This is a genomic window from Ruegeria sp. CDSA236, assembly GCF_059611285.1.
This window is the reverse complement of record NZ_JBXWPG010000001.1, coordinates 358,739-382,638: the sequence shown is the minus strand read 5'-3', so window position 1 is coordinate 382,638 and position 23,900 is coordinate 358,739. Positions and strand designations below refer to the sequence as shown.

Here is a 23,900-nt window from a genome sequence, read left to right as displayed (position 1 = left end):
ATTCAGGTACTTCCGGGGAAATGTTTCGCGACTTTTCCATCCAAATCCAGCGGACGGTACTTAATCAGCCCAAACTTTTCGAGGCGGGTGCGAACTTCTTGGTCGGCGCCACTGATTTCATCATAGAAAACCCGCAGGCCGTGAGCCCCATCTTCTTTTTCGATCCAGCTCAGTAATTCATTCATGTTCATCCCGCCTTGTTCGCGCGGAACATTGGGTGACATGCCTGGCTGATACGAGCCCTTTTCGAACCGGAACCGATAATGGGCTAGCCAATGATCCCAGTCAGGTGCATGACGGTGGCATAGATCAACCTGGGGCAGCTCGACCTTGGTCGGGAGGATTTCGCCATCCTGAAACAGATTGTGAATCCGGAAATTGATCCGAGGTAAGCCTTTGCGAACAAAAAGTTTACCCTGAACATGGCTGAGGAATCCAGCCAGAACAAATCCGCCAAAATTCGGAAATAATGCCTGAACGATCCCATCACGGCCCTGACCAGCGGGGATATAGGCTTTGTACAGGTCTTCGGTTCCGCCCACGGGCTCGATCGGACGAACGCGCACCGCTGGGATACGTTGCGGAATCTCCGCTAATATCGCGCCAAGGTCGGATTGCGGCCAGAGGAACTCGTCCAGATCAATATGGGCAAGCCAGTCGACCTCAGCCTTTCTGTAAGTAAAGCTGGCATTTGCGGTTTGCCGGACCTGATGTTTGTCGGGCCTCTCGCGCTTTCGGTTCGACCAGTACCCTTCGTCGCAGTTGCGTATTTCGATCCGTGGGTGGCGGTTCAGGGCGTTGAACGCAGCCGGGCAGGGCTCGTCCAGATACAGATACATCCGGTCGGCCCCGAGATCGAGGTGATAGGCCGCAAACCGAAGTATGTCCGGGGCCGAGCCCCGGATCGTTGATACAATGCCCCAGCTTGGGACATTATCCGGCATATGAAGCTCGTGACCCTGTCACGCCATCATCTCTTTGGTGGCGGTCAGGTTCAGGTCGGGATAGTCCCGCACGACCCGGTCGATGTCCCACTGCAGGCGAGTCAAATAGACGATGTCGCCGTCATGATCATGAGCGATGTGCTGCTTGTTGGCATTGACGAATTTCTCGACCTCAACCTTTTCACCACTGACCCAGCGGGCGGAGGTGAACTGAGACGCCTCGAACCGTACCGGCAGGCCGTATTCCATCTCAATCCGGCTGGCCAGAACCTCGAATTGCAGCGCGCCAACGACGCCGACGATAAAGCCCGATCCGATCGACGGTTTGAACACCTTGGCCGCGCCTTCCTCGGCGAATTGCATCAGGGCTTTTTCCAGATGCTTGGCTTTCATCGGATCGCCTGGTCGCACGGTTTGCAGCAGTTCCGGCGCAAAGGAAGGGATGCCGGTTACCCGGATCGCTTCGCCCTCGGTCAGCGTGTCGCCGATGCGCAGCTGGCCGTGGTTTGGGATGCCGATGATGTCTCCGGCCCAGGCCTCTTCGGCCAGTTCCCGGTCGGATGCCAGAAATAGCACAGGGTTCGAGATTGCCATCGGCTTTTTTGATCGAACATGGGTCAGCTTCATGCCGCGTTTGAAATGGCCCGAGGCCATGCGCACAAATGCCACCCGGTCGCGGTGCTTGGGGTCCATGTTTGCCTGAACCTTGAAGACAAATCCGGACACTTTCTTTTCTTCCGGTGCGATCTGGCGGGGTTCCGCGGACTGTACCTGCGGCTGTGGACCATAGGCGCCGATGCCTTCCATCAGTTCCTTGACGCCGAACGAGTTGATCGCCGAGCCGAACCAGATCGGGGTCATGTGGCCTTCCAATACCGCTTGGGGGTCAAGCGCGGGCAGCAATTCGCGTGCCATCTCAACCTCTTCCAGCAGCTTTTCAAGCAGGTGCTCGGGCACATGTTCAGCCAGCTTGGGGTCGTCCAACCCGTTGATCTGGATGCTTTCGGCCACTTTGTTACGGTCAGCGCGGTCCATCAGCTCCAGCCGGTCGCGCAGCATGTCGTAACAGCCGATAAAGTCGCGGCCTACTCCAATCGGCCAGGCAGCGGGCGTGACGTCGATGGCCAGCATTTCCTGAATTTCGTCGATGATCTCGAACGTATCGCGGCTTTCGCGGTCCATCTTGTTACAGAAGGTCAGGATCGGCAGGTCGCGCAGGCGGCAGACCTCAAACAGTTTCTGGGTCTGGCTTTCCACACCTTTCGCGCCGTCGATCACCATCACGGCCGCGTCCACTGCGGTCAGAGTGCGATAAGTATCTTCCGAGAAATCGCTGTGGCCGGGCGTGTCCACCAGATTGAACCGGAAGTTTCCATAGTCGAAGGACATGGCCGAGGCCGAGACCGAGATCCCGCGATCCTTCTCCATCTGCATGAAATCCGAACGTGTCCGCCGTGCCTCACCCTTGGCGCGTACCTGACCGGCCATCTGGATGGCGCCGCCATACAGCAGGAACTTTTCCGTCAGGGTCGTCTTGCCCGCATCCGGGTGCGAGATGATGGCAAATGTCCGGCGCCGGGCGATCTCGGGCGGCAAGGTGGGTTGGTTCGTGGCGGTATCAAGCATAGTCGCGCGTATAGGCGGGGAATTCTGCCGAAGCAAGACAAAGAGGCTGGTTCGAATCGTCTGCTTGTGGCAATAAGAACATATAGTGAACAAATAATGGAGAGGATCAATGAATTTGAAAGAAATCGCCGATGAGCTGGTGGCGGGATGCCGGGAAAACCGGGCCAAGGCCAATCTGGATAAGCTGTATGCGGCAGATGCCGTTTCGGTTGAGGCCGTCGATGCATCCGGTATGGGACGCGAGGCGCATGGGCGCGACGCGATCCGTGGCAAGCACGATTGGTGGGAGAGTTCGACCGAAGTGACGGGCGGAAACGTCAGTGACCCGATGGTGCATGGCGAAGACCGTTTTGCCGTGATCTTTGAGGTGCAGGGCAAGTTCAAGGAAAGCGGTGAGAGCTTCGATATGCGCGAAGTTGCGCTGTATCACGTCGCGGATGGCAAGATCGTCCGGGAAGAGTTCTTCTACTAACCCCTTGTCATCAATCTGTCTTCCCTGTCTGCTGGGTGAAAGACGTGCGGATAATCACAGATGGGGAGGAACAGATGGATCTGGGAATAGGTGGAAAGCGCGCGCTGGTCTGTGCCAGCAGTAAAGGTTTGGGTCTGGGCTGCGCCGAGGCTCTGGCGGCGGCTGGTGTGAATCTGGTGATGAACGCGCGAGGGGCCGACGCGTTAGAGGCTGAAGCCGCGCGTTTGCGCTCGGAATTTGGTGTCGATGTGCAGAGTGTTGCGTGTGATGTGACCTCGGAGGAGGGGCAGGCGCAAGTGATTGCTGCCGCGCAGGGCGTTGATATTCTTGTGACAAATGCTGGCGGTCCGCCTCCGGGCCTGTGGTCAGATTGGCAGCGCGAGGACTTCATCAAGGCGTTGGATGCCAACATGCTGACCCCGATTTCCTTCATGAAGGCCCTGTTGCCCGGCATGATGGATAAGGGCTGGGGCCGGGTGGTTAACATCACCTCGCAATCCGTACGGGCGCCGATTGCCGTTCTTGGCCTGTCTAATGCGGCACGGACCGGGCTAACCGGATATGTGGCCGGAACGTCCAGGCAGGTCGCGCCGCATGGTGTGACAATCAATAACCTGTTGCCGGGGATACATGCGACGGATCGAGCGGATTCTCTGGACGGTGGTGTGGCTGCGCAGCAAGGCATTTCCGTTGACGAGGCACGCGCGCAGCGTGAGGCAACCATCCCCACGCGCCGCTATGGCTCGCGGCAGGAGTTCGGGGCAACCTGCGCGTTTCTGTGTTCGCAGCATGCGGGCTTTATCGTCGGCCAGAACATCCTGTTGGATGGTGGCGCGACCAATCTGACGATGTGACCATGGCTCAAGGGTTTTCACTTAAGGATCAGTTGTTTAATGCGGAAAAGACCGGCTTTCTGGCTGGGCTTTTTGCCGAGGCTGATCCGGGGTTCGATGCGCAGGCGTTTCAAACGCAGGTGATGTCGCGCCTTTTGGAGCTTGAGTTGAAAGAGCGGATGGCCTGGATCGCCGAATGCCTGCAACATCAGGTTCCGGGAGAGCTGCCGACTATCGCTCCGACCCTGCTGCGGGCCTTGCCGCCCCCGCTGGACCGGAACAAAACTGATGATGATTTCGGTGATTTCATCTTTGCGCCTCTGGGGGACTGGGTCGTCAATGTCGGCCTTGATCACCCCGACCTCGCGCTGGATGTTCTGGCTGAACTGACGCAGAGGTTTTCGATGGAATGGGCCATTCGCCCGTTTCTCAATTGCCACGCTGATCTTGTGATGGCGCGGCTGGAGGATTGGTGCGGGCATGACAGCTATCATGTGCGGCGTCTGGTGTCCGAAGGAACCCGCCCGCGTTTGCCTTGGGGGCAGGCGGTGGGGTTGGAATTAACCGACCCGCTGCCTTTGCTGGATCGGCTGCATGAGGATCAAACGCGCTATGTGACGCGGTCGGTGGCCAACCATCTGAACGACATCTCCAAAAAAGACCCGGATATGGTGCTGGACCGCCTGCAGGGCTGGTCTCGTTCACAGCGTCAAGACGCTGACGAGATGCGGTGGATGACCTCTCATACCCTGCGCGGTCTGGTTAAGGCCGGGCACCCACGCGCGATGAAGATGCTGGGATATGACCCTGATGCCGATATACAGGTCTCGGTCACGGTAAATGGGCCCGCAAAGATTGGCGGCGCGCTTGAGTTTGATGTTTCATTGGCTGGTGAGGTGAACCAACCCGTTTTGATTGATTATATCATCCATTTTCAAAGACCTGGCGGCAAAAAATCGGCCAAAGTTCACAAGCTGAAACAGGCCGCGCTAAGGAATGGAAACCTGACCTTGAGCAAAAAGCACAAGCTCAAAGGCGATGCGACCACGTTCAGGCTTGTTCCCGGCGCACATCTTCTGGAGATTCAGGTGAATGGCCGGGTGCGCGCGGATCTGGATTTTGAGCTGCTGGGCTAGCTCAACCTTTCGTCAGATTGCTCGGCTTTTTATTGCACGGTGCGCGGTGCTGGGTTAGCTCAACATCAGTCAGATCAGGGGATGACAGCGATGAAGCATGAATCGGTGCAGAACTACTATGGCGAGGTCCTGCAAAGTAGCGCGGACCTGCAGACCAATGCGTGCTGTACGCCCGACGATATGCCGGATCATCTGAAAAAGATCCTCGCCAAGGTCCATGATGACGTGCTGACCCGCTATTACGGCTGCGGGCTGATCGCGCCGCTGGATCTGGAAGGGATGAGCATCCTTGATCTGGGCTGTGGTGCCGGTCGGGATGTATACGCCCTGTCTGCCATGGTGGGCGAGAAAGGGCGCGTGGTCGGCGTGGATATGACGCCCGAGCAGCTGGATGTCGCTCGTGCGCATCAGGAATATCACGCCGAAACCTTTGGATATGCCCAAAGCAACGTGGAATTTCATCACGGCTACATCGAAAAGCTGGATGAACTGGACTTAAAGGCGGGGTCTTTCGATATCATCGTTTCGAACTGCGTGATCAACCTGGCCACCGATAAGGAGGCCGTTCTGCGCGGCGCGCATCGCCTGCTTAAGGACGGCGGAGAGATGTATTTCTCGGACGTTTATGCGGATCGTCGCGTACCGCAGGCAATGGCCGAGGATGAGGTTCTGTATGGCGAGTGTCTGTCCGGTGCGCTGTACTGGAATGACTTTCTGTCGATGTCTCGCAAAGCCGGTTTCGGCGACCCGCGTCGAGTCACGCACCGCTCCTTGACCATCGAAAATCCGGTTCTTGAGGACCGCGTGGCACCGCTCAAATTTCTGTCAGCCACCTATCGTCTGTTCAAGTTACCTGCGTTGGAACCCGCCTGTGAAGATTATGGTCAGGCCGTGATCTATAAGGGCACTGTCCCCAATGCGGCGCACATGTTTGAGCTGGATGACCACCACGCAATCGCGACGGGTAAGGTGTTTCCGGTGTGCGGCAACACATGGATGATGCTCAAAGACACGCGGTTTGCGCGGCATTTCGAGTTCATCGGTGATTTCTCAACCCATTACGGCATCTTCGAAGGCTGCGGTGGTGAAAGCCCATTTGAGGCGACCGGGCAGGCCGAAACGGGCGGCTGCTGCTGATCCCTTGCACCCAAAGGGAGGTGTTGCTATCCCCGCCCAAGCCCGATTGATTTGATCGGGTAAGGCTACGGGGTCCATCGGTGACAGTAAACGCAACTCCTCCGCGTCTGGAAATTCGCAATCTGGTCGCCCGGTACGAAGGTCGGGTGGTGGTTGATGACGTCTCGCTGACCGTGCAAGCGGGGCAGGTGACATGCCTGTTGGGGCCGTCAGGGTGCGGCAAGTCAACGACGCTGCGGATGATTGCCGGTGTCGAGATGCAAGAGACAGGCCAGATCTATGTCGATGGCAAGCTGATCTGCGATACGGTGTTCCGTGTCCCGCCTGAGCGGCGCGAGATTGGCCTGATGTTTCAGGACTTTGCCCTGTTCCCGCATCTTAGCGTAGCTGACAATGTTGCCTTTGGCCTGAAGGGTAGCAAAGATGAAAAACGCGCACGCGTGGATGAGTTGCTGGCCAAAGTCGACCTGATGCGGTTCGCAGACAGCTTTCCACATCACTTGTCGGGCGGTGAGCAACAGCGGGTGGCTCTGGCGCGCGCCTTGGCCCCACGCCCCCGGATCATGTTGATGGATGAGCCGTTTTCGGGGCTCGATAACCGGTTACGCGATGGAATTCGGGACGAAACTCTGGCGATCCTCAAGGAAGAGGACGCCGCTGTGCTGTTGGTTACCCATGAACCCGAAGAAGCAATGCGTATGGCCGATGAGATCGCCCTGATGCGCCGTGGCAGAATCGTTCAACAGGGTGCGCCTTACAACGTCTACACCCGTCCTGCGGACAAGGCTGCAGTTGCATTCTTTAGCGATATAAATGTGTTAGGTGCGCAAGTTAATGGAGCTTTGGCCGATACGCCATTTGGTCAGTTTCTTGCTCCGGGTGTGCCGGATGGAACGAATGTTGAGATTGTATTTCGGCCTCAGCACGTCCGTTTGGATTTTGATCGCAATGGCAAAGGTCCACTGCCGACACCGACGGACGGGGTAGCCGCGCGTGGTGTGGTCGAACGGGCGCGTTTTCTGGGCAACGAAAGCTTGATTGAATTCCGTATGGACTATGATGATTCAATCTTGAAAGCGACCGTTCCCAACGTGTTTGTCCCGCAAGCGGGGCGGGTCATGTGGCTGACCATTCGCCGCGATCGGTGCTTTGTATTCCCCAAATAGGGTCTAAAACTGCAGTTTAGGCGCAAGTGGTGCGTGAAAGCCTCAGATTGCGCCTGCGGGTTGCTTGCCGCAGTGCGGGGCTGGGTCTATCAAGGAAAAAACGCTGCGGTGGATGGGGCATATGCGTATTCTTCTAACCAATGATGACGGTATCAATGCGCCGGGACTTATCGCACTCGAGGCGATTGCTGCCGATCTGGCCGGACCGGATGGTGAAGTCTGGGTCGTTGCGCCCGCATTCGAGCAATCCGGCGTGGGGCATTGCATCAGCTACACGCACCCGATGATGGTTGCCAAGCTGGGAGAACGCCGTTTTGCTGCGGAAGGATCACCAGCTGATTGTGTCTTGGCCGGTTTGCACGATGTGATGAAGGACGCACCACCCGACCTGGTATTATCTGGTGTGAATCGTGGGAACAACTCGGCCGAGAATACGCTGTATTCTGGCACAGTCGGGGGCGCGATGGAGGCGGCCCTGCAGGGGGTTCCGGCTATTGCCCTGTCTCAATATTTCGGTCCGCGCAATTTGGGGCTGGATGACCCGTTCGAATCCGCGACCCGATTTGGTGCCGAGCTGGTTCGTAAGATACTGGGGGCGACGCCGGCAGAACAAGGCGATTACCGTTTGTTTTACAACGTCAATTTCCCCCCAGTGCCTGCGGATGAAGTACTGGGCACCCGGATCGCCCCTCAGGGTTATCGGCGTGACACACATTTCTCGGTCGAGCCGCACAGCTCACCTTCGGGGCGGCGGTTTCTGTGGATCAAGGGTGGGTATCAACACAACCCGACTGCACCTGGGACGGATGCTGCCGTCAATCTGGCAGGCTATATCTCGGTCACACCAATGCGTGCGGATCTGACCGCGCATGACGCGCTGGAAGCGTTAAAGTCGATCGAATGAGCGGACTGGACCCTGAAACAACCATGCAGTTCCTGTTTGCCCTGCGCTCGCGCGGAGTGACGGATGCGCGTGTGCTGGCAGCAATGGAGCAGATAGATCGCGGCAGATTTGTCAAAGGCCTGTTTGCAGAACGCGCCTATGAGGATACGCCGCTGCCGATTGCGTGCGGCCAGACGATCAGCCAACCGTCTGTCGTTGGGCTGATGACGCAGGCGCTGGAAGTACGTCCGCGTGATACCGTGCTCGAGATCGGGACCGGATCGGGCTATCAGGCCGCGATCCTGTCGAAACTGGCACGCCGGGTATACACGGTCGAGCGTCATAAGCGACTTGTGCGCGAAACCGGCCAGTTGTTCCGTGATTTGGGGCTGACAAATGTGACGGCAATGTTGTCGGATGGTTCGTTTGGTTTGCCCGAGCAAGCCCCGTTTGATCGTATCATCGTGACTGCAGCTGCCGAGGACCCGCCCGGGCCGCTCTTGGCGCAGCTCAAAATCGGCGGTATCATGGTCTTGCCGGTGGGGCAGTCGGATACGGTCCAGACGTTGATCAGGGTCCGGCGCACCGAATCCGGTTTGGACTATGACGAATTGTTGCCTGTCCGTTTTGTGCCCTTGTTAGAAGGGCTTGGGAAGGATGGAGCTTAAAGGAATATTCTGCAAAATGCGCCGGAACCCCGATGAACAGGGGCAGGTGTCGAGGACAATAAAATGAGAGCAGTTTCCAAATCAGCAATGCGCCGCTGTGCGTTAGGAGTGGCTAGCCTTGCAATCCTGGCTGGGTGCGAAGGGCCGCTGGACTATGATCTTCGCGGACAGGTAGGCGGTTTTTCCACCGCCGAAGCAGCACAGTCGGCGACGACCAACCGGCCCGCACCGGATGCCAGGGGTGTCATCACATATCCGACCTATCAAGTGGCGATTGCTCGCCGCGGTGACACTGTCAGAGACTTGGCCGCAAGGGTTGGTTTGCCTGAAGGAGAGCTGGCGCGTTTCAATGGTCTAATGCCTACCGATTCCTTGCGCGAGGGCGAAGTTGTGGCACTGCCCCAGACGGTCGGTTCCGCAAGCTCTGTCGATATTGCGACGATAGCTGGTACGGCAATCGACGAAGTCCCCGCAAATGGCTCGGTCCGTACATCAACGCTTGAACCCGCAAAACCTGCGGCGGCACCGGCACCAACCGGTCCCGAACCGATCCGCCACAAGGTGAAACGTGGTGAAACGGCATTTACAATTTCACGCCTCTATGACGTTCCCGTTGAGGCGCTGTCAGACTGGAATGGATTGGATTCCGATTTTACCGTCCGCGAAGGCCAGTTCCTTCTGATCCCGGTGAAAAGCCAATCCGCACCGCGCAAAGCTGCAGTGCCTGCAACGAATGTGACTCAGCCCGGTCAGGGGTCTCCGACACCGACGCCGCCCAGTGCTACGCAGCCCTTGCCCGACGAAACCATTTCCCCGGCCACTCCGGCACCTGATGTGACCGCCGAGGCACCAACAAATCAAAGCAATTCGGCGCTTGGGCTTCCTGTGAACGGTACGATTATCCGCACCTATCAAAAGGGAAAGAACGAGGGGATCGACATCGCAGCGGCCGCAGGATCGCCTGTAATGGCGGCAGAGGCGGGAACTGTTGCGGCGATCACTGCTGATGCAGATCAGGTTCCGATCATCGTTGTTAAACACAACAGTGATCTGCTGACCGTCTATGCCAATGTGGCAGATATCACGGTCAAGAAAGGGGATCGCGTGCGACGAGGGCAGAAGATTGCCTCGCTGCGGAGCGGGGACAACGCCTATGTCCATTTCGAAGTGCGCAAAGGCTTCGAATCTGTAGATCCAGAGCCCTATCTGAAATGATAAGAATGGCCCCGTCGGGGCCATGCCGCTGGCAGGGATAATCCCAACCCGATGACGGCAGGGTTAAGCGTATGGGTCGTAATCGCTCAGACGCTTTCCCGGCTCGTCTGCAAAAATCTCGGGCAGGGGAAGGACGGTTTCGATAAGGTCAATTCGGAAGACCCGGAAACCATCGCGGAGTTCACACCAGGAAGTCAGCGTCCAGACTCGTCCCCAATACTCCATATGCAATGGCCGAATGGTGCGCTCGGTCAGCACGCCGTCGATCCTGCGGTAACTCAGACGTAATTTTTGTCGTGATTTGATGGCGGCGCGGATCGGGGCCATATGCGCCAGCCCGCGTGCGGCATCGGCAAAGGGGTAGACCGCAAATTTCCAGCTGTCAGCCTCGGAAATCACCTGTGTCGGCAGCACGGCGTCGATCTTTTCAGCCAATGACTCGGCGGCGGTTTTCAAGTCGGGGTCGGCGGCCTCGGCCACGATTGCCATGCCAAGGTTCAGCGCTTCCAGTTCGGCCGGGGTCAGATTCAGCGGGGGCAGGGTGATCTGCTCACGCACCATATAGCCCACGCCGCGCTCCCCCTCGACCGGAACGCCCGAAGCGGCCAGCGTATCCATGTCGCGATAGATCGTGCGGACCGACACCTCGAGTCGATCCGCAATGTCCTGCGCACGGTGCAAGCCACCATCGCGCAGGATCTGGATAATGTCGAACAGACGATCAGTACGGCGCATGACACGCCGCTCTGACCGGGGTTATGCGGTCATGTTCCATAGCACGTACTCGTGGCGCATCTGCATGCCTTCGGGGTTGATCGCTGCGATCAGTGCGGGCGCAAAACCCTGCTGCGGGAACTGCGCAGCTGCGTCCTGTGCGGCCTTCATATCGGTCCAGATCACGTAGTCAGTCCAGCGCCCGTCTTCGCCTTGACTGAGTTGACGATGGGCAAACCCCGGAGCAGCGCGTACAAAGGCTTCGGACGCTTGGCTGAGTTTAACGAACTCTTCCGGGGTTGTCCCGTTGGCGAGGGTGAAGGTGACGATTTCTGCAACATGGGTCATGTGAATCTCCGTTGACCAGGTTTCGATACCGCCTACCTAGCCCCTACCAACTGACACAAACCTGTCAGTTGATCAATCCGAGGCCGTAAAAAACATCGGATCGGATCAAATTTGAACGCAGATTTGAACCAACTCACTTTTGCAGGCGGACCAGCGGGCGTAGACACGGACCCAGATCACATTTCCGGCGTACGGCGCCGACGTTATAGGAGAAGAGAGATGCTCAACAATATTGGCCTTCCCGGCATTCTGCTGATCGCAGTTGTGGTTCTGGTGCTATTCGGCCGTGGCAAAATCAGCTCGTTGATGGGCGAAGTAGGCAAAGGCATTACGTCATTCAAGAAGGGCGTCAAAGAAGGCGCAGAGGAACTGGATCAGGACGCATCCGAGCTGGCCAAAGACGTCACGCCCGAGACCGACAAAGACAAGGTCTGATCCGGTATGTTTGATCTGGGCTGGACCGAGCTTCTGGTCATCGGCGTCGTCGCCCTGATCGTTGTGGGGCCAAAGGATCTGCCGGTTTTGTTCCGTAATGTCGGTCGTTTTGTCGGCAAGGCCCGTGGCATGGCGCGCGAATTCAGCAGTGCCATGAACGAGGCGGCGGATCAGGCCGGTGTAAATGACATCAAAAAAGGTCTCAACGCGGCCACTAACCCTGTAGGCAGCGCCATGGATGGTGTGAAAGAAGCCGCGCAGGACCTGGCCAAAAGTATCGACCCCACCAAGTTTGACCCCGATAGCGAGACCGGTAAGCTGGCCGCCGAACGGGCCGAACAGGCCAAGAAAATCCAGGCCTCGACCGCACGCGCTGCGGCCGAGCGGAAGGCGAAAGAAGCCGCCGACGCGCTGGCCAAGGCTGAAGAGGCCGAAGCCGCGCTGAAAACCGAAGGCAAATCATGACCGACACAGACGAGATCGAAGACAGCTCGGCCCCATTGATCGAGCATCTGGCGGAACTGCGCACGCGGTTGATCCGCGCGGTCATTGCCTTTGTAATTGGCATTGTCCTGGCCTTTACGGTCGCGGAACCTATCCTGCAATTCCTGGTCCAACCAATCGAGGCAACGCTGCGCGATCTGGGCGATCCGTCTCCGACTTTGCAATATACCTCGCCACAGGAATATCTGTTTACGCTGTTCCGAATTTCGATGGTCTTTGGCTTCGCGCTGGCCTTCCCGGTGATTTCCTATCAGCTGTGGCGCTTTGTGGCACCTGGTCTGTACCGGTCTGAGAAGGGCGCTTTCCTGCCATTCCTGGTCGCCTCACCGTTCATGTTCCTGCTGGGGGCATCTTTTGCACAATTCGTGGTAACGCCGCTGGCCATGCAGTTCTTTTTGGGCTTTGCGGATGTCAGTTCGATTTTTGCCAATCTGTTGTCGGCGACTACCGGAGATGTTCCGGAAGAGATCGTGGTTGTGCCCGAAACCACCGAGGGCGTGAAGATCACGTTCTTCGGCAAGGTGAATGAATCGCTGGATATCACGCTGAAATTCATCCTTGCCTTTGGTCTGTGTTTCCAACTGCCTGTGCTGCTGACCTTGATGGGTAAGGCCGGACTTGTCAGCGCCGAGGGTTTGGGCAGTGTCCGAAAATACGCCATGGTAGGTATTCTGGTGCTTGCTGCCCTTGTGACACCGCCAGACGTGATCACTCAGATCATCCTGTTTGTCGTGGTCTATGGCCTCTATGAGGTGTCGATCTTCCTTGTCGCCCGAGTTGAGAGAAAGCGCGAGGCCGAGTTGCGCGCAGAAGGATACTATGACGGCGAAGAAGAGGCGGATGCCGATATCATCCACGAAGAAGACGGCAAATAAAGCTGCGATCAAGCAATGAACAGGCGCGCCCAGCCCGGCGCGCCTTTTTCATGCGCCGCTCTTGTCGCGCCGGGCGGAACATGGTTTGAGACCCTGCAGACACGACCGGAGGCCCCAATGGATGACCAAGCTCTGAACCGTATTGCCGACGCGCTGGATCGCATGGCCCCGGCGCCTCTGGCCGCGCCCGATTTTGCCGCAGCTCCGGCTTTTGTCTGGCATGTCGAACCCGACCGCCTGGAACCGGTTAAGCAGGTCAATCGGGTCGATTTGGATCTCTTGGTGGGTATCAACCGGTCTCGCGATACACTATTGGACAATACACGCCGCTTTGCCGCTGGATTTAAGGCCAACAATGCGCTGCTCTGGGGCGCGCGTGGTATGGGCAAATCCAGCCTTGTCAAAGCGGTCCACGGCACCTTGCAGAACGAACATCCTGATCTGAAACTGGTTGAGCTGCAGCGCGAGGATATGGGCTCGGTCGCGCGGCTGCTGAACCATCTACGTGCAGCGCCGCATCGGTTCATCCTGTACTGTGATGACCTGTCCTTCAGCCACGATGATCAGCACTACAAATCGCTCAAGGCAGTGCTGGACGGTGGCATCGAAGGTCGCCCGGAAAATGTGGTGTTCTACGCCACCTCAAACCGCCGCCACCTGATGCCGCGGGATATGATCGAAAATGAACGTTCCAGCGCCATCAACCCGTCTGAGGCCGTAGAAGAGAAGGTCTCACTGTCGGACCGGTTCGGGCTATGGCTGGGTTTCCATCCTTGCGATCAGGACGAATACCTTGCCATGATCGACCGCTATTGTGCTTCTTACGGCGTATCGGTCGACGCAAACACCCTGCGCGCCGAAGCGATCGAATGGCAGGCCACACGTGGCGCGCGCTCGGGACGTGTGGCATGGCAATTCTTCGTCGATCTGGCCGGAAGAAACGGTGTTCACATCGCGTAATCCGCCGGCTTCATCTGGCTAAAAATACCTCCGCCGGAGGCATAGCCCTATGGGCCATTCCTATAACAGAGCCAGAATACGCGCCGCTTCATCTGCGGTGCTGGTCAATGCCTCCCGATCCTCACCGGGATGAAACCGGGCACGCACGGCAGTTGGCATGGCAGCCGGTTCCACGATGCTCACACGCGGCCCGGTGCGCTCAGTTTCCAGCGCCCAGCTACGGGCCAGAGCCATCTGCGCCGCCTTGGTGGCACCGTAGATGCCATAGAATTTCTCACCCGCCTTCGGATCATCGAAAAACACCGCATGGCCGGCCTCACCCAGCAAAGGCGCAACATAGGGGATCAGGACCGACGTGGCGGTTGCGTTGGTGTTAATGGCTTTGGTCCATTCCTTGGGGTCAATGAAATGGGTCGGCGTCAGGGCCGAAGTGTGAACCGCAGTATGCAGCCACAGGTCCACCTTGCCCCAGCGATCATGGATGCCACGACACAGAGTGGCCATCGCATTCGGGTCGGCAATGTCCATAGGGGCCAGGGTGGCTGAACCGCCCTTTGCTTTGATGCGGTCGTCCAGTTCTTCCAACCCGCCGGTGGTGCGGGCGACAGCGACGATGTGGTACTCTGGTGCCAGCGCCTCGGCCAGGGCAGCGCCCAGCCCGCGAGAGGCCCCGGTGATGAGGGCGATTTTAGTCTGATCGGTCATGACTGCGGTTTGAACCCAAGCGCGCAGCGCGTCAAGACAGGATTAGCTGCCCGGGATCGCTATGCGCGTCGTCTGACCGCTTTGTCGCAGCATGATGCCCTCGGCATCAATGGCCACAATAGTACCCGAAGACACACGGCTGCCCAGCTTGACCTCTTTGACCCGGCCAGAAGACATCCGCATCAGCGCGCGCATATCGGCTTTTGGCCCAAACACCCCAAGCAGGGTGACAGAGTTCTTGCTAAGCGCGCCCTGTTGCGTGGCCGCGATTGTAACGGTTTTGTTTGACATAGAGTGCGGTTGCGGCACGCGGCCCCAACCCCTTTTGATGAGTGGTTGGAGCCGGACTATCAAACGCAACAAGGGAACAAAAGGTCCGGTGAATTGTCCGTTCCGTCACTTTCAAAAGGTAGTCGGTGAACCCATTGCGATTGCATTTCCTTCGCCAAAAAGTTGTGCGCGGAAACTAAGCGAATTTACACCGATGCAGGTCGGAAACCGCCCGGCTTGAACCGGGCAGAGAGCTACCGATTCGCCGGGAACTTATCCCGAAGCCAGCTTGGCCGCGTTCCAGGATCCGCCGGGCACCTGCATGTCTTCACGTTTCTTACTAACGCGTGAACTGCTCTCGAGCGTATCCAGATAGTCTTTGCTGACGCTTCCGGTGATGTATTTTCCGTCAAAACACGAACAGTCGAACGCTTCGATTTCTGGATTTCCTTCCTTGGCGGCCCAGATCAGATCGTCCAGATGCTGATAGATCAGGGCGTCTGCACCCAGCTCCTGCCGGATTTCCTCGACCTCTTTGCCATGGGCAATCAGCTCATGTTTGGTGGGCATGTCGATGCCATAGACATTCGGGTATTTCACCGGCGGTGAGGCGCTGGCAATGTAGACCTTCGTGGCTCCAGCCTCGCGGCACATTTGCACAATCTTCTTGATCGTGTTCCCGCGGACGATGGAATCGTCGATCAACAGAACATTGTGGCCGTCAAACTCTAGCGGAACCGCATTCAGTTTGCGGCGCACGGATTTCTGACGTTCGGCCTGACCGGGCATGATGAACGTTCGTCCGACATAGCGGTTCTTTACCAGTCCTTCGCGATAGGGGATGCCGGTGATCTTGGCCGCCTCAAGCGCGACGGGGCGGGCGCTGTCTGGGACCGGGATGATCCGATCAATCTCAAGCCCTGATTCCTGGATCTGTTTGGCCAGCGTCTGCCCCATACGCATCTGCGTTTTATAGACAGAGACGCCGTCCAAGAGAGAATCCGGACGCGCGAGATAGACATATTCAAAGATACAGGGTGTCAGCTTGCCTTCGACCGCCTGGAATTCGTGCATGTTGCCGTCCAGGTCGATCAGGATCGCTTCACCAGGGCGCAGGTCGCGCATCTTGTTGAAGCCGTTGATGCCAAAGGCCACATCTTCCGAGGCAAACGCAAAGTCGTCGCCACCGCTTTCGGTTTCGCGGATGGCCACCGAGAGCGGGCGAATTCCGTGCGGGTCGCGGAAGGCCAGCATTCCGACACCTGCAATCAGGCAGATCACCGAATAGGCGCCCTGTACCCGTTCCATCGTCATCTTCACACCGGCAAAGATATTGCGAATGGGCTCGGCGTTGCCATTGACCTTGATTGCGTCAGCGACCTTGTCCGCCAGAACGTTCAACAGAATTTCCGAATCTGACGTTGTGCGCAGGTGGCGGCTGTATTTTCCAGTGACCTTCTCACGCTGTGCGGCAGTGTTGGTGATATTGCCGTTATGAACCAGGTAGATGCCATACGGGGCATTCACGAAGAACGGCTGCGCCTCGGCCGCGCTGAGCGACCCGGCGGTCGGATAGCGCACATGGCCAATGCCGACCTTTCCAAGCAGGGTATCGGCGTCCTGAGCGTTAAACACGTCCTTGACCAGCCCGTTGGCCTTCTTTTCGCGGAAGAACTCTCCGGTATACGTGACGATACCCGATGCATCCTGACCCCTGTGCTGTAGCATCAGAAGCCCGTCATAGATTTCCGCAAACACATCATGTGTTCTGCTTGCGATCCCCAAAATCCCACACATGTACGGGCTCCAAATTACTATGACGATTTAAGTTGTGGCGGTGTTCGGAACATCAGCATGGCGGTGTCTTTGCCTGATACTTCCCATAGATCTTGGGATGCAGACGCGCCCTGGTCGCAAGCGGCAGGCGCGAAAGAAAACAGATACAGCAAGATCGGCAGCTCCGATTCCATGTCAGTTCGGACTTCACATAAAGCCTTACGGAGGCTGTGTCATCAAAGGATCACATTTGCGATTTGACGCAGGTGGAATTTGCCACAATGGCCGAACAAAAGGTGACAGGTTTCGCAGCTTGTGCTGTCATAGAGGAAACAATCCGAAACAATAGTTTCTTCAAGCCAAGCGGATTTCAGACATGTGGCAAAACAATCAAGGTCAGAAAAAGCAAGAACCGGTAAAACGCCGGTGCCACCGATGCCGTGGAATGGGGCGCGCACCCTGTCAGATTTGCGGAGGCGCAGGTGAAGTGATCAAAAGTCGGGACATTTTTGGCAAGCCCGTCATGTCCCGTTGCGAAGGGTGCTTTGGGCTGAAAAACATCAGATGCACCGTTTGCGCCGGAGAAGGGTTTGTCTAAGCCGAATTGAAAAAGCCCGGCTTTGACCAGGCTTTTGCTTTATTCCGCTGCAGGTGCTTCAGGGGCGGCAGGTGCGTCGGATGGATCGGCGCTTTCACCACAGCTGGCTACCAGTTCTTCATATTGGGATGTTACCCACCCCAGCGCGGCTTCGGGGTTTTGCTCTTCGATTTTGTCGCTGAATTGTTCGAACACTTTGGCTGACCGGCTTTCATCGACGATGGTGTAGGATTGGCCCGTCATGACTGTGTCATAGACGAAGAAGGCAATCGCCACCAAAAGGATGCCGCGCGCGATTCCAAAGAAAAACCCAAGTGCCTGATCCAAGCCGCCCAGTGCAGACCGTTGCACAAGAGATGAGAACAGTGGGGTGAATATACTAACCACGATCAGGGCAATGGCAAACACGCCAGCGAACCCGGTGATAACCGACAATTCACAACTGTCGCGCAGGAAATCTCCGACAACGGGGATTTCTTTGACCAGTGGAACGGCCTGTGGTGCGAAAATGAATGCCAAAACTGCCGCCGCAACCCATCCCGCGATCGCGAGAATTTCCCGCAACAGGCCACGGGAATAGGCCAGCAGACCCGATATAACGATGATCAGGGCAACTACCCCGTCAATTATTGTAAAACCTTCCATGGCCCTCGCCCGTAATTTTTTCTGCCCCTCAAGGCGTTACCTTAACCTGCTCCGAAGGTTTCGCCAACAAACCCTACCAAATCAGAGGGCCGGGTGAGTGTCAGACCTGCCACAGTACCGGTTTTCCCGCCTGCCGGAGCTATGGCGGATGTGAAACCAAGTTTTTGGGCTTCTTTCAACCTGTTTTCTGTCTGAGGGGCCGGTCTAAGTGCCCCGGACAACGAGATTTCTCCGAAAACGACGGTGTCCGTTGGCAGGGCTGTGTCCTCGCGCGCGCTGAGTAGCGCGGCAGCAACGGCAAGGTCCGCGGCTGGCTCGGTGATTTTAAGCCCGCCTGCGACGTTGAGATAGACATCGAGCCCGGCAAAGGGGATGCCGCAGCGGGCTTCGAGCACGGCAAGGATCATTGCCAGCCGTCCGCTATCCCATCCGACGACGGTTCGGCGAGGCTGAGAGTGGGGGGATGGGGCAACCAGCGCCTGAAGCTCAACCAGAACCGGCCGTGTCCCTTCGATACCAGCAAATACGGCCGATCCGGGGCTGGGCTTGCCGCGTTCAGATAGAAACAGGGCCGACGGGTTTGTGACTTGTGCCAGACCCTTGCCTGTCATCTCGAACACGCCAATCTCATCGGCTGGACCAAACCGGTTCTTGACCGCACGCAGAATGCGGAACTGATGCCCGCGTTCGCCTTCGAAATAAAGAACGGTATCAACCATGTGTTCAACCACGCGGGGGCCAGCGATCTGACCATCTTTAGTGACATGGCCAACCATGATGATTGAAACTCCGTGTCGTTTCGCAAACGTGGTCAATTCATGTGCTGCGGCGCGGACTTGTGACACTGAACCCGGTGCGCTGTCGACGTTGTCGGCCCACATGGTTTGAATTGAGTCGATGATTGCGAGACCGGGTTTCTCGGCTTCCAGCGTGGTGAGGATGTTACGCAGGTTGGTTTCGGCGGCCAGTTGCACGGGCGCATCTTCAAGCCCTAATCGGCGCGCGCGCATCCTAACCTGCGCGCTGGCTTCCTCGCCCGAGACGTAAATGGTTTTCACACCTGCACGCGAGAACCGGGCCGCGGCCTGCAGCAAAAGGGTGGATTTGCCGATGCCCGGATCCCCACCTACCAGCAAGGCCGAGGCGGGGACGAGTCCGCCTCCCAGCACGCGATCCAGCTCCTCGACCCCGCAGAGTGTGCGGGGTGGGGGCGTTTCCTCGGTCGACAGGTCCGTGAGTGTGATAGACTGGCCGCGCTTACCACCGAGGGATTTTTTGGCCGGGCCAGCCGAAAGGGGTACGTCTTGCGTGATGGAATTCCATTCACCGCAACCGTCACAGCGCCCGGACCACCGTGAATGAGTGGCACCGCAGGCCGAGCATGAAAAAGTTGTCTTTGCCATGGCGCCCTTGGTGCCCGAGGAATGGCGGTTCTTCAAGCCCTCGTGGGCCTTCATCTCCACCGGTACCGCGCCATATCCTCAGGCCCGTTTGGGCCATCGTCCATGGCGGGCGCTGTCGCGCCTATTCGGCGGCGCGAGGTGGCGACATAGCTATGACGCTCGACGGCTTCGATGCACCGTCCTTGGGCTGCTGCAGTTGCGCTGACAATTCCGGCAACAGTTCGAAAAGTTCGTCGCGCAGGCGGGTTAGCTGAGAACGAGCGATGGATTCTTCGATTTCAACATCATGGGTCCACTGGCGCAGCTCGTGCTGAATGGTTTGCGCCTCTTCCAGCCGTTGCTGAAACAGTTCGATCTCTTCCTGGCGTTGCTGCAGGAATGTGCGGGCACGGGCGATGCGGGTATCCCCGTAAGTTTCGGCCAGTTCTTGGCTGATCTGGCTCATCTGCGCGGCCAGCTCCAGAATCTCTGGTTCGAGCGATTGTAGGTTGGGATGTTGGCGCAGGAAGGCCATCCGCTCTTTGACCGCATCAAATTCGGACGACAGGATAAATGCCCCGCTGCGGTCCTGCGCATGGGCCAGCTGATAGGCATGGGCGATGTCGTGCATGTTCAGCGCAAATTTACGGTGCGCGTTTTCCAGGGCCATCATCCGGGCATTCGCAGGAAGGTAGAAGGCCAGCATCAGGATCAGAGCGGTCAGGCCAATCTGAACATAGATCCCGGCGTCTATGATGGTGCCGCCCGCCAGTCCGGCTTGCATAGAGAGCCAGGGCAGTACGCCCAGGGCGGATAGCATAGTGGTTGCGACGGCCAGAAAAGCCGCGGAACAAATCAGAAAAAATGTCAGTCGTAAAAATGCGTTTTGAAACTGTAATGTTAACGTGTGGAGTGCGGTCATGTTCGACGATCTCCTTCTCAAACCGATACATATCGGGCCGAAGCGGACAAAGGTTGAACATAATTTTTGATCCGCTACGGACCGATCACTACAAGAAACTGGCTGCTCGAAATATTAAGATGATACTCAGATAAGTGTTTTCAATCAATTAGGTCTGATGATTTCGTGATCTGGATGTCATCTCGGTAATAATACCTAGGGCGATTGAGGCCAGAATACAGGCCGTAAACAGGTAAAGCCCCCATGCGGTTTCGATGGTCGCGTAAGAGATGCCTTTGGCCAGAGTGATATAGAGCGCGATCAGGAAAATGTCGGCCATCGCCAGCTTGCCGAGGATGTTCAGCGCCGGCTGAACGCGCGCATCCAGCAGGTCCCATTGGATCAGGGCGGTGCCGATGGTTTTCAGATAGGGGGCAAAAAGGGCAAAGACGGTGACGATCAGCGCGAGGAAGATATCGGACTTCCAAAGGGACTGGAGCCCGGTGATGACGCTGATTTCGCTGAGGCCGAAGATGGGCAGAAATCCCGCGCGCATCAGCGGAGCGAACCACGCGATGGGGTAGAGGATCAGCAGAGAGAGGGTGACGAGGCGGAGGGTCATTATAGATACTCTTCGGAACTTTTCGATGAGGTGAATATTTAACCTCAGTCTGTATTGTGCCTATACCGATATCCGAAACGCTATTGATACACATCACTTTGTTTACGAAAAAATTTATATGGCTGAACCTGTTATAAAAATTGTCGAAGGCCCGTCCCCAACCCAGAAGGGGGTTAGCGAGGCTATAACTGTTGGCCTCGCGGGGGTTCTTTCAGCGGGAAGTGTCGCTGCAGACATTATGCCATTTGATCGCGAACAGTTGTTTGGCGTAATGCATTTTCGCCTCCAGGAAGCGCTGCAGGCGCAACGCAGGGCGCGTTGGTTCGGTGGAAAAATTTACAATCGATTTTCAGGGCAAGATCCCAATTACGTTCTGTTTTCGGGAACTCATCTGGGTCAAACATTGGCGCTTGCCCGGATTCAGACGCCAGATTTTGTGGTCCCGCGTGGGAAATATTTGCTGCGGCTAGATTATGTAAAAGAAGCCTACGAGAACTTGAAACAAGAAAGGAAAGGTGCGCCTGTCTAACGCACCGCCTCTATCGGCCCCTCAGCACTCCCGCTGATGAACTGTTCCACATAGGGGTCGCCCGAGGCGTCCATCTGCCCGACGGGGCCGGTCCATTGGATCACGCCTCCGTGCAGCATGGCGACGTTATCGGCAATCGCGCGGACCGAGCTCATGTCGTGGGTGATGGTCATCGCGGTGGCGCCCATTTCGGTAACGATCTCGCGGATCAGGTCGTTGATGACACCGGACATGATGGGATCAAGGCCGGTGGTGGGCTCATCGAAGAAAATGATCTCGGGCTCGGCGGCGATGGCGCGGGCCAGGCCTACGCGTTTTTGCATACCGCCCGACAGTTCGGCCGGGAAACGATCGGCCACATCCGCTTTCAGACCCACGCGGCGCAGTTTCTCGATGGCGATCTCGCGCGCCTCGTCCACGGGACGTTTGAGCGAGCCGCGCAGCAGGCGGAAGGCGACGTTTTGCCAGACGGGCAGCGAGTCGAACAGCGCACCGCCCTGAAACAGCATTCCGAACCGGGCCAGAAAGGCATCGCGGTCGCCTTTGGTGGCGTCTTTACCGTCTACATAGACCGTGCCGCTATCGGGTTTGATCAGGCCAAGAACGCATTTCAGTGCCACCGATTTGCCGGTGCCCGATCCGCCGATGATGACCATCGAGGTGCCCTTGGGGATCTCGATATTGACGCCTTTGAGGACCTGATTGGACCCAAAGGCTTTATGTACATTCTCCATCCGGATCATATCGAGAAGAACACCCCTGTCAGAACGAAGTTTGCAGCCAGAATCATGATTGCGGCAGCCTCGACCGAAGATTTGGTCGCAGCGCCAACGCCCTGCGCGCCCCGGCCCGAATTCATGCCGTAGTAGCAGCCCATGGTCGCAGTGATCAGGCCAAAGGCCGCGCCCTTGGTAAGCGAGGAGACGATGTCATGAAATTCGAGGAAATTCATGGTGTTTTGCAGGTAGGCCGCGGCGTTGAAGCCCAGGCTTTGGGTCGCCACGATATATCCGCCCGCAATGCCGATCACATCGCCAACCGCAACTAGAATCGGCACTGTGATGACGGCGGCCAGCACCCGCGGCGCGGTGAGGTATTTCATCGGATGGGTGGACAAAGTTACCAGCGCGTCGATCTGCTCGGTCACTTTCATGGTCGCGATTTCGGCGGCGATGGAGGATGTGACCCGCGCCGCAATCATAAGACCGCCCAGAACAGGCCCAAGCTCGCGCACCATGCCAATCGCTACGATTTGTGGCACCACAGCTTCGGCATTGAAACGCGCACCACCTGCATAGATCTGAAGCGCCAATGCACCGCCGGTAAATATCGCCGTCAGGCCAACCACCGGCAGGGACATCCAACCGATATTCATCAGAGCGACCGCAAATTCGCGCGGATAATAGGGGGGGCGGAAAATATGTGAAATCGCGTCTGCAAAGAACAGAGCGACCTTGCCGAAATTTGCAAGCAAAGACAGGGCTGTACGTCCCAACCCGCCCAGCATTGAAAGAGGGTTCATTCGATATAGCCCCGAGAGTAGCGTGCGCCTAGCGATGTCAAAATTTCATACCCGATGGTGCCTGCGGCCTCGGCCAGATCATCCACTGTCTGATGCCCGTTCAGAATGCGCAGGCGTTCCGGATCCTCGGGCAGATCCGTTACGTCGATGGTGATCAGATCCATCGAGATCCGGCCAACAACGGGGCAGGGCTGGCCTCCTACAAAGGCGTCGATGCCACCGCCGATTGCACGATGCAGCCCGTCCGCATACCCGGCCGCAACCGTGGCAATACGGGATTTGCGCCGCGCGACCCAGCTGTTGCCGTACCCCACACTTTCGCCGGGATCGACCTCGCGCACCTGAATGACCGGAAGGTCGACGGTGACGACGGGTTTCGCATCGGCAAAGGGTTGTCCGCCATACATCCCGATGCCGGGACGGCAAAGGTCGAAGTGATAGTCGCTGCCCAGAAGGATACCGCCGGTGGCCGCAAGCGATCTGGGGGCCGCACTTCCATCGGTCAATTCGTGGAACACGCGCAGTTGGTGGCGATTCATCGGGTTGTCAGGCTCATCCGCACAGGCGAGATGCGACATCACCAGCGACGGATTAAGCGGCTCAATCTCGGTGCGCAACGCGGCCCAGTCCGCAGGCTCAATCCCCAAGCGATTCATGCCGGTATCCAACTGGATTCCAAAGGCGTGTTCAGGTAAGGCCTGACGATGGCGGCGGAACTGTTCGGACGAATTCAGCAATGGCGTCAAATTGTGTTGGAGCAGTAGGTCGCTGTCGCCTTCCATATGCCCGGAAAAAACACTTATCGTTGCGTCGGGCCCGACAGCCTCGCGCACGGCAGCGCCTTCTTCGGCAGCCGCGACAAAGAAATTTCTGACACCTTCTTCAGCAAGTGCGGCAGAGACAGGACCAGCGCCCAGGCCATAGGCGTCGGCCTTGACCACGGCACCCGTTTCACAGGACGTCTTTGCATCAAGCGCCTGCCAGTTGCTGGCCAGCGTATAAAGATTGATCGTTAAGCGTGCAGTACTCATGCG

The 23,900-nt window shown here is 57.4% G+C and carries 27 protein-coding genes; 13 read left to right on the top strand and 14 right to left on the bottom strand.

Annotated elements, in window-relative coordinates:
- Positions 1–2 precede the first annotated feature (2 nt).
- Together AC2FLB_RS01940 and AC2FLB_RS01935 are read right to left on the bottom strand one after the other, a co-directional pair.
- The gene (locus AC2FLB_RS01940; RefSeq protein WP_496708521.1) at positions 3–944 is read right to left on the bottom strand and encodes a glycosyltransferase family 2 protein; all 942 of its coding nucleotides are present in this window, start codon (positions 942–944) and stop codon (positions 3–5) included.
- Positions 945–962: 18 nt separating this feature from the next.
- A complete protein-coding gene (locus AC2FLB_RS01935) occupies positions 963–2,570 on the bottom strand; it encodes a peptide chain release factor 3 (protein ID WP_281994525.1) in 1,608 nt (535 codons plus the stop codon).
- A gap of 109 nt (positions 2,571–2,679) precedes the next feature.
- On the opposite strand from AC2FLB_RS01935, the gene AC2FLB_RS01930 reads away from it, so the two are divergent.
- The 8 genes from AC2FLB_RS01930 to AC2FLB_RS01895 all read left to right on the top strand — a co-directional run bounded on the left by AC2FLB_RS01930 (position 2,680) and on the right by AC2FLB_RS01895 (position 10,080).
- Positions 2,680–3,042 carry a nuclear transport factor 2 family protein gene (locus AC2FLB_RS01930; RefSeq protein ID WP_142633450.1) on the top strand — a complete coding sequence of 121 codons (363 nt, stop codon included), beginning with the start codon at positions 2,680–2,682 and terminating at the stop codon, positions 3,040–3,042.
- A 74-nt stretch (positions 3,043–3,116) separates the two neighbouring features.
- A complete protein-coding gene (locus tag AC2FLB_RS01925) occupies positions 3,117–3,896 on the top strand; it encodes an SDR family oxidoreductase (RefSeq protein WP_496691343.1) in 780 nt (259 codons plus the stop codon).
- A 2-nt stretch (positions 3,897–3,898) separates the two neighbouring features.
- A complete protein-coding gene (locus AC2FLB_RS01920; RefSeq protein ID WP_496708671.1) occupies positions 3,899–5,011 on the top strand; it encodes a YhaZ family DNA alkylation repair protein in 1,113 nt (370 codons plus the stop codon).
- Positions 5,012–5,101: 90 nt separating this feature from the next.
- Positions 5,102–6,148 (top strand): methyltransferase domain-containing protein, encoded by a 1,047-nt coding sequence (locus tag AC2FLB_RS01915; RefSeq protein WP_496708520.1) that lies wholly within the window; start codon positions 5,102–5,104, stop codon positions 6,146–6,148.
- Positions 6,149–6,228: 80 nt separating this feature from the next.
- Entirely contained in the window at positions 6,229–7,314 is a 1,086-nt protein-coding gene (locus tag AC2FLB_RS01910) for an ABC transporter ATP-binding protein (RefSeq protein ID WP_185956606.1), read from the top strand.
- A gap of 121 nt (positions 7,315–7,435) precedes the next feature.
- Positions 7,436–8,218 (top strand): 5'/3'-nucleotidase SurE, encoded by a 783-nt coding sequence (surE, locus tag AC2FLB_RS01905; protein WP_271947395.1) that lies wholly within the window; start codon positions 7,436–7,438, stop codon positions 8,216–8,218.
- A complete protein-coding gene (locus tag AC2FLB_RS01900) occupies positions 8,215–8,865 on the top strand; it encodes a protein-L-isoaspartate(D-aspartate) O-methyltransferase (RefSeq protein ID WP_142633458.1) in 651 nt (216 codons plus the stop codon). Before surE ends, AC2FLB_RS01900 begins: the two co-directional genes overlap by 4 nt.
- Positions 8,866–8,928: 63 nt before the next feature.
- Positions 8,929–10,080 (top strand): peptidoglycan DD-metalloendopeptidase family protein, encoded by a 1,152-nt coding sequence (locus tag AC2FLB_RS01895; protein ID WP_496706028.1) that lies wholly within the window; start codon positions 8,929–8,931, stop codon positions 10,078–10,080.
- 63 nt (positions 10,081–10,143) lie between these two features.
- Here the strand turns inward: AC2FLB_RS01895 and AC2FLB_RS01890 are convergent, their stop codons facing one another.
- Both AC2FLB_RS01890 and AC2FLB_RS01885 read right to left on the bottom strand, forming a co-directional pair.
- On the bottom strand, positions 10,144–10,815 hold the full coding sequence (locus AC2FLB_RS01890; protein ID WP_496708519.1) for a helix-turn-helix transcriptional regulator: 672 nt from the start codon (positions 10,813–10,815) through the stop codon (positions 10,144–10,146).
- Between the two features lie 21 nt (positions 10,816–10,836).
- Positions 10,837–11,142 carry a hypothetical protein gene (locus AC2FLB_RS01885; protein ID WP_496708518.1) on the bottom strand — a complete coding sequence of 102 codons (306 nt, stop codon included), beginning with the start codon at positions 11,140–11,142 and terminating at the stop codon, positions 10,837–10,839.
- 219 nt (positions 11,143–11,361) lie between these two features.
- Here AC2FLB_RS01885 and AC2FLB_RS01880 point away from each other — a divergent pair, with 219 nt between their 5' ends.
- The 4 genes from AC2FLB_RS01880 (at position 11,362) to AC2FLB_RS01865 (ending at position 13,916) form a co-directional block, all read left to right on the top strand.
- A complete protein-coding gene (locus AC2FLB_RS01880; protein WP_142633467.1) occupies positions 11,362–11,577 on the top strand; it encodes a twin-arginine translocase TatA/TatE family subunit in 216 nt (71 codons plus the stop codon).
- Between the two features lie 6 nt (positions 11,578–11,583).
- Positions 11,584–12,042, top strand: a complete 459-nt coding sequence (gene tatB, locus AC2FLB_RS01875) for a Sec-independent protein translocase protein TatB (RefSeq protein WP_496695649.1) — start codon at positions 11,584–11,586, stop codon at positions 12,040–12,042.
- Positions 12,039–12,956 (top strand): twin-arginine translocase subunit TatC, encoded by a 918-nt coding sequence (gene tatC, locus AC2FLB_RS01870; protein ID WP_281971999.1) that lies wholly within the window; start codon positions 12,039–12,041, stop codon positions 12,954–12,956. The genes tatB and tatC overlap by 4 nt, the downstream gene beginning before the upstream one ends.
- 117 nt (positions 12,957–13,073) lie before the next feature.
- Entirely contained in the window at positions 13,074–13,916 is an 843-nt protein-coding gene (locus AC2FLB_RS01865; RefSeq protein WP_281972000.1) for an ATP-binding protein, read from the top strand.
- A 60-nt stretch (positions 13,917–13,976) separates the two neighbouring features.
- On the opposite strand, the gene AC2FLB_RS01860 is transcribed toward AC2FLB_RS01865, so the two are convergent.
- The 7 genes from AC2FLB_RS01860 to AC2FLB_RS01830 form a co-directional block, all read right to left on the bottom strand.
- Entirely contained in the window at positions 13,977–14,621 is a 645-nt protein-coding gene (locus AC2FLB_RS01860; protein WP_496688285.1) for an SDR family NAD(P)-dependent oxidoreductase, read from the bottom strand.
- 42 nt (positions 14,622–14,663) lie between these two features.
- Positions 14,664–14,912 carry a hypothetical protein gene (locus tag AC2FLB_RS01855; RefSeq protein WP_496691143.1) on the bottom strand — a complete coding sequence of 83 codons (249 nt, stop codon included), beginning with the start codon at positions 14,910–14,912 and terminating at the stop codon, positions 14,664–14,666.
- Positions 14,913–15,164: 252 nt separating this feature from the next.
- A complete protein-coding gene (purF, locus tag AC2FLB_RS01850) occupies positions 15,165–16,688 on the bottom strand; it encodes an amidophosphoribosyltransferase (RefSeq protein WP_496691144.1) in 1,524 nt (507 codons plus the stop codon).
- Positions 16,689–17,304: 616 nt separating this feature from the next.
- Positions 17,305–17,910 (bottom strand): CvpA family protein, encoded by a 606-nt coding sequence (locus tag AC2FLB_RS01845; protein WP_142633482.1) that lies wholly within the window; start codon positions 17,908–17,910, stop codon positions 17,305–17,307.
- Between the two features lie 41 nt (positions 17,911–17,951).
- On the bottom strand, positions 17,952–19,313 hold the full coding sequence (radA, locus tag AC2FLB_RS01840; protein WP_142633484.1) for a DNA repair protein RadA: 1,362 nt from the start codon (positions 19,311–19,313) through the stop codon (positions 17,952–17,954).
- A gap of 121 nt (positions 19,314–19,434) precedes the next feature.
- On the bottom strand, positions 19,435–20,214 hold the full coding sequence (locus tag AC2FLB_RS01835; protein ID WP_142633486.1) for a DNA repair protein: 780 nt from the start codon (positions 20,212–20,214) through the stop codon (positions 19,435–19,437).
- 148 nt (positions 20,215–20,362) lie between these two features.
- Positions 20,363–20,815 (bottom strand): paraquat-inducible protein A, encoded by a 453-nt coding sequence (locus AC2FLB_RS01830; protein ID WP_271947376.1) that lies wholly within the window; start codon positions 20,813–20,815, stop codon positions 20,363–20,365.
- Between the two features lie 118 nt (positions 20,816–20,933).
- Here AC2FLB_RS01830 and AC2FLB_RS01825 point away from each other — a divergent pair, with 118 nt between their 5' ends.
- Complete coding sequence (locus AC2FLB_RS01825) at positions 20,934–21,344, top strand: hypothetical protein (RefSeq protein ID WP_281994537.1); 411 nt, start codon at positions 20,934–20,936, stop codon at positions 21,342–21,344.
- Here AC2FLB_RS01825 and AC2FLB_RS01820 read toward each other — a convergent pair.
- From AC2FLB_RS01820 to alr, 3 genes are read right to left on the bottom strand one after another with little or no spacing between them, the layout of a single operon-like run.
- Positions 21,341–22,087 carry an ABC transporter ATP-binding protein gene (locus AC2FLB_RS01820; protein ID WP_282021912.1) on the bottom strand — a complete coding sequence of 249 codons (747 nt, stop codon included), beginning with the start codon at positions 22,085–22,087 and terminating at the stop codon, positions 21,341–21,343. The two genes, AC2FLB_RS01825 and AC2FLB_RS01820, sit on opposite strands and share 4 nt — an antisense overlap.
- Complete coding sequence (locus AC2FLB_RS01815) at positions 22,084–22,866, bottom strand: MlaE family ABC transporter permease (protein ID WP_496691147.1); 783 nt, start codon at positions 22,864–22,866, stop codon at positions 22,084–22,086. The genes AC2FLB_RS01820 and AC2FLB_RS01815 overlap by 4 nt, the downstream gene beginning before the upstream one ends.
- Positions 22,863–23,897 (bottom strand): alanine racemase, encoded by a 1,035-nt coding sequence (gene alr / locus AC2FLB_RS01810; protein ID WP_496691148.1) that lies wholly within the window; start codon positions 23,895–23,897, stop codon positions 22,863–22,865. The genes AC2FLB_RS01815 and alr overlap by 4 nt, the downstream gene beginning before the upstream one ends.
- Positions 23,898–23,900: the final 3 nt, after the last annotated feature.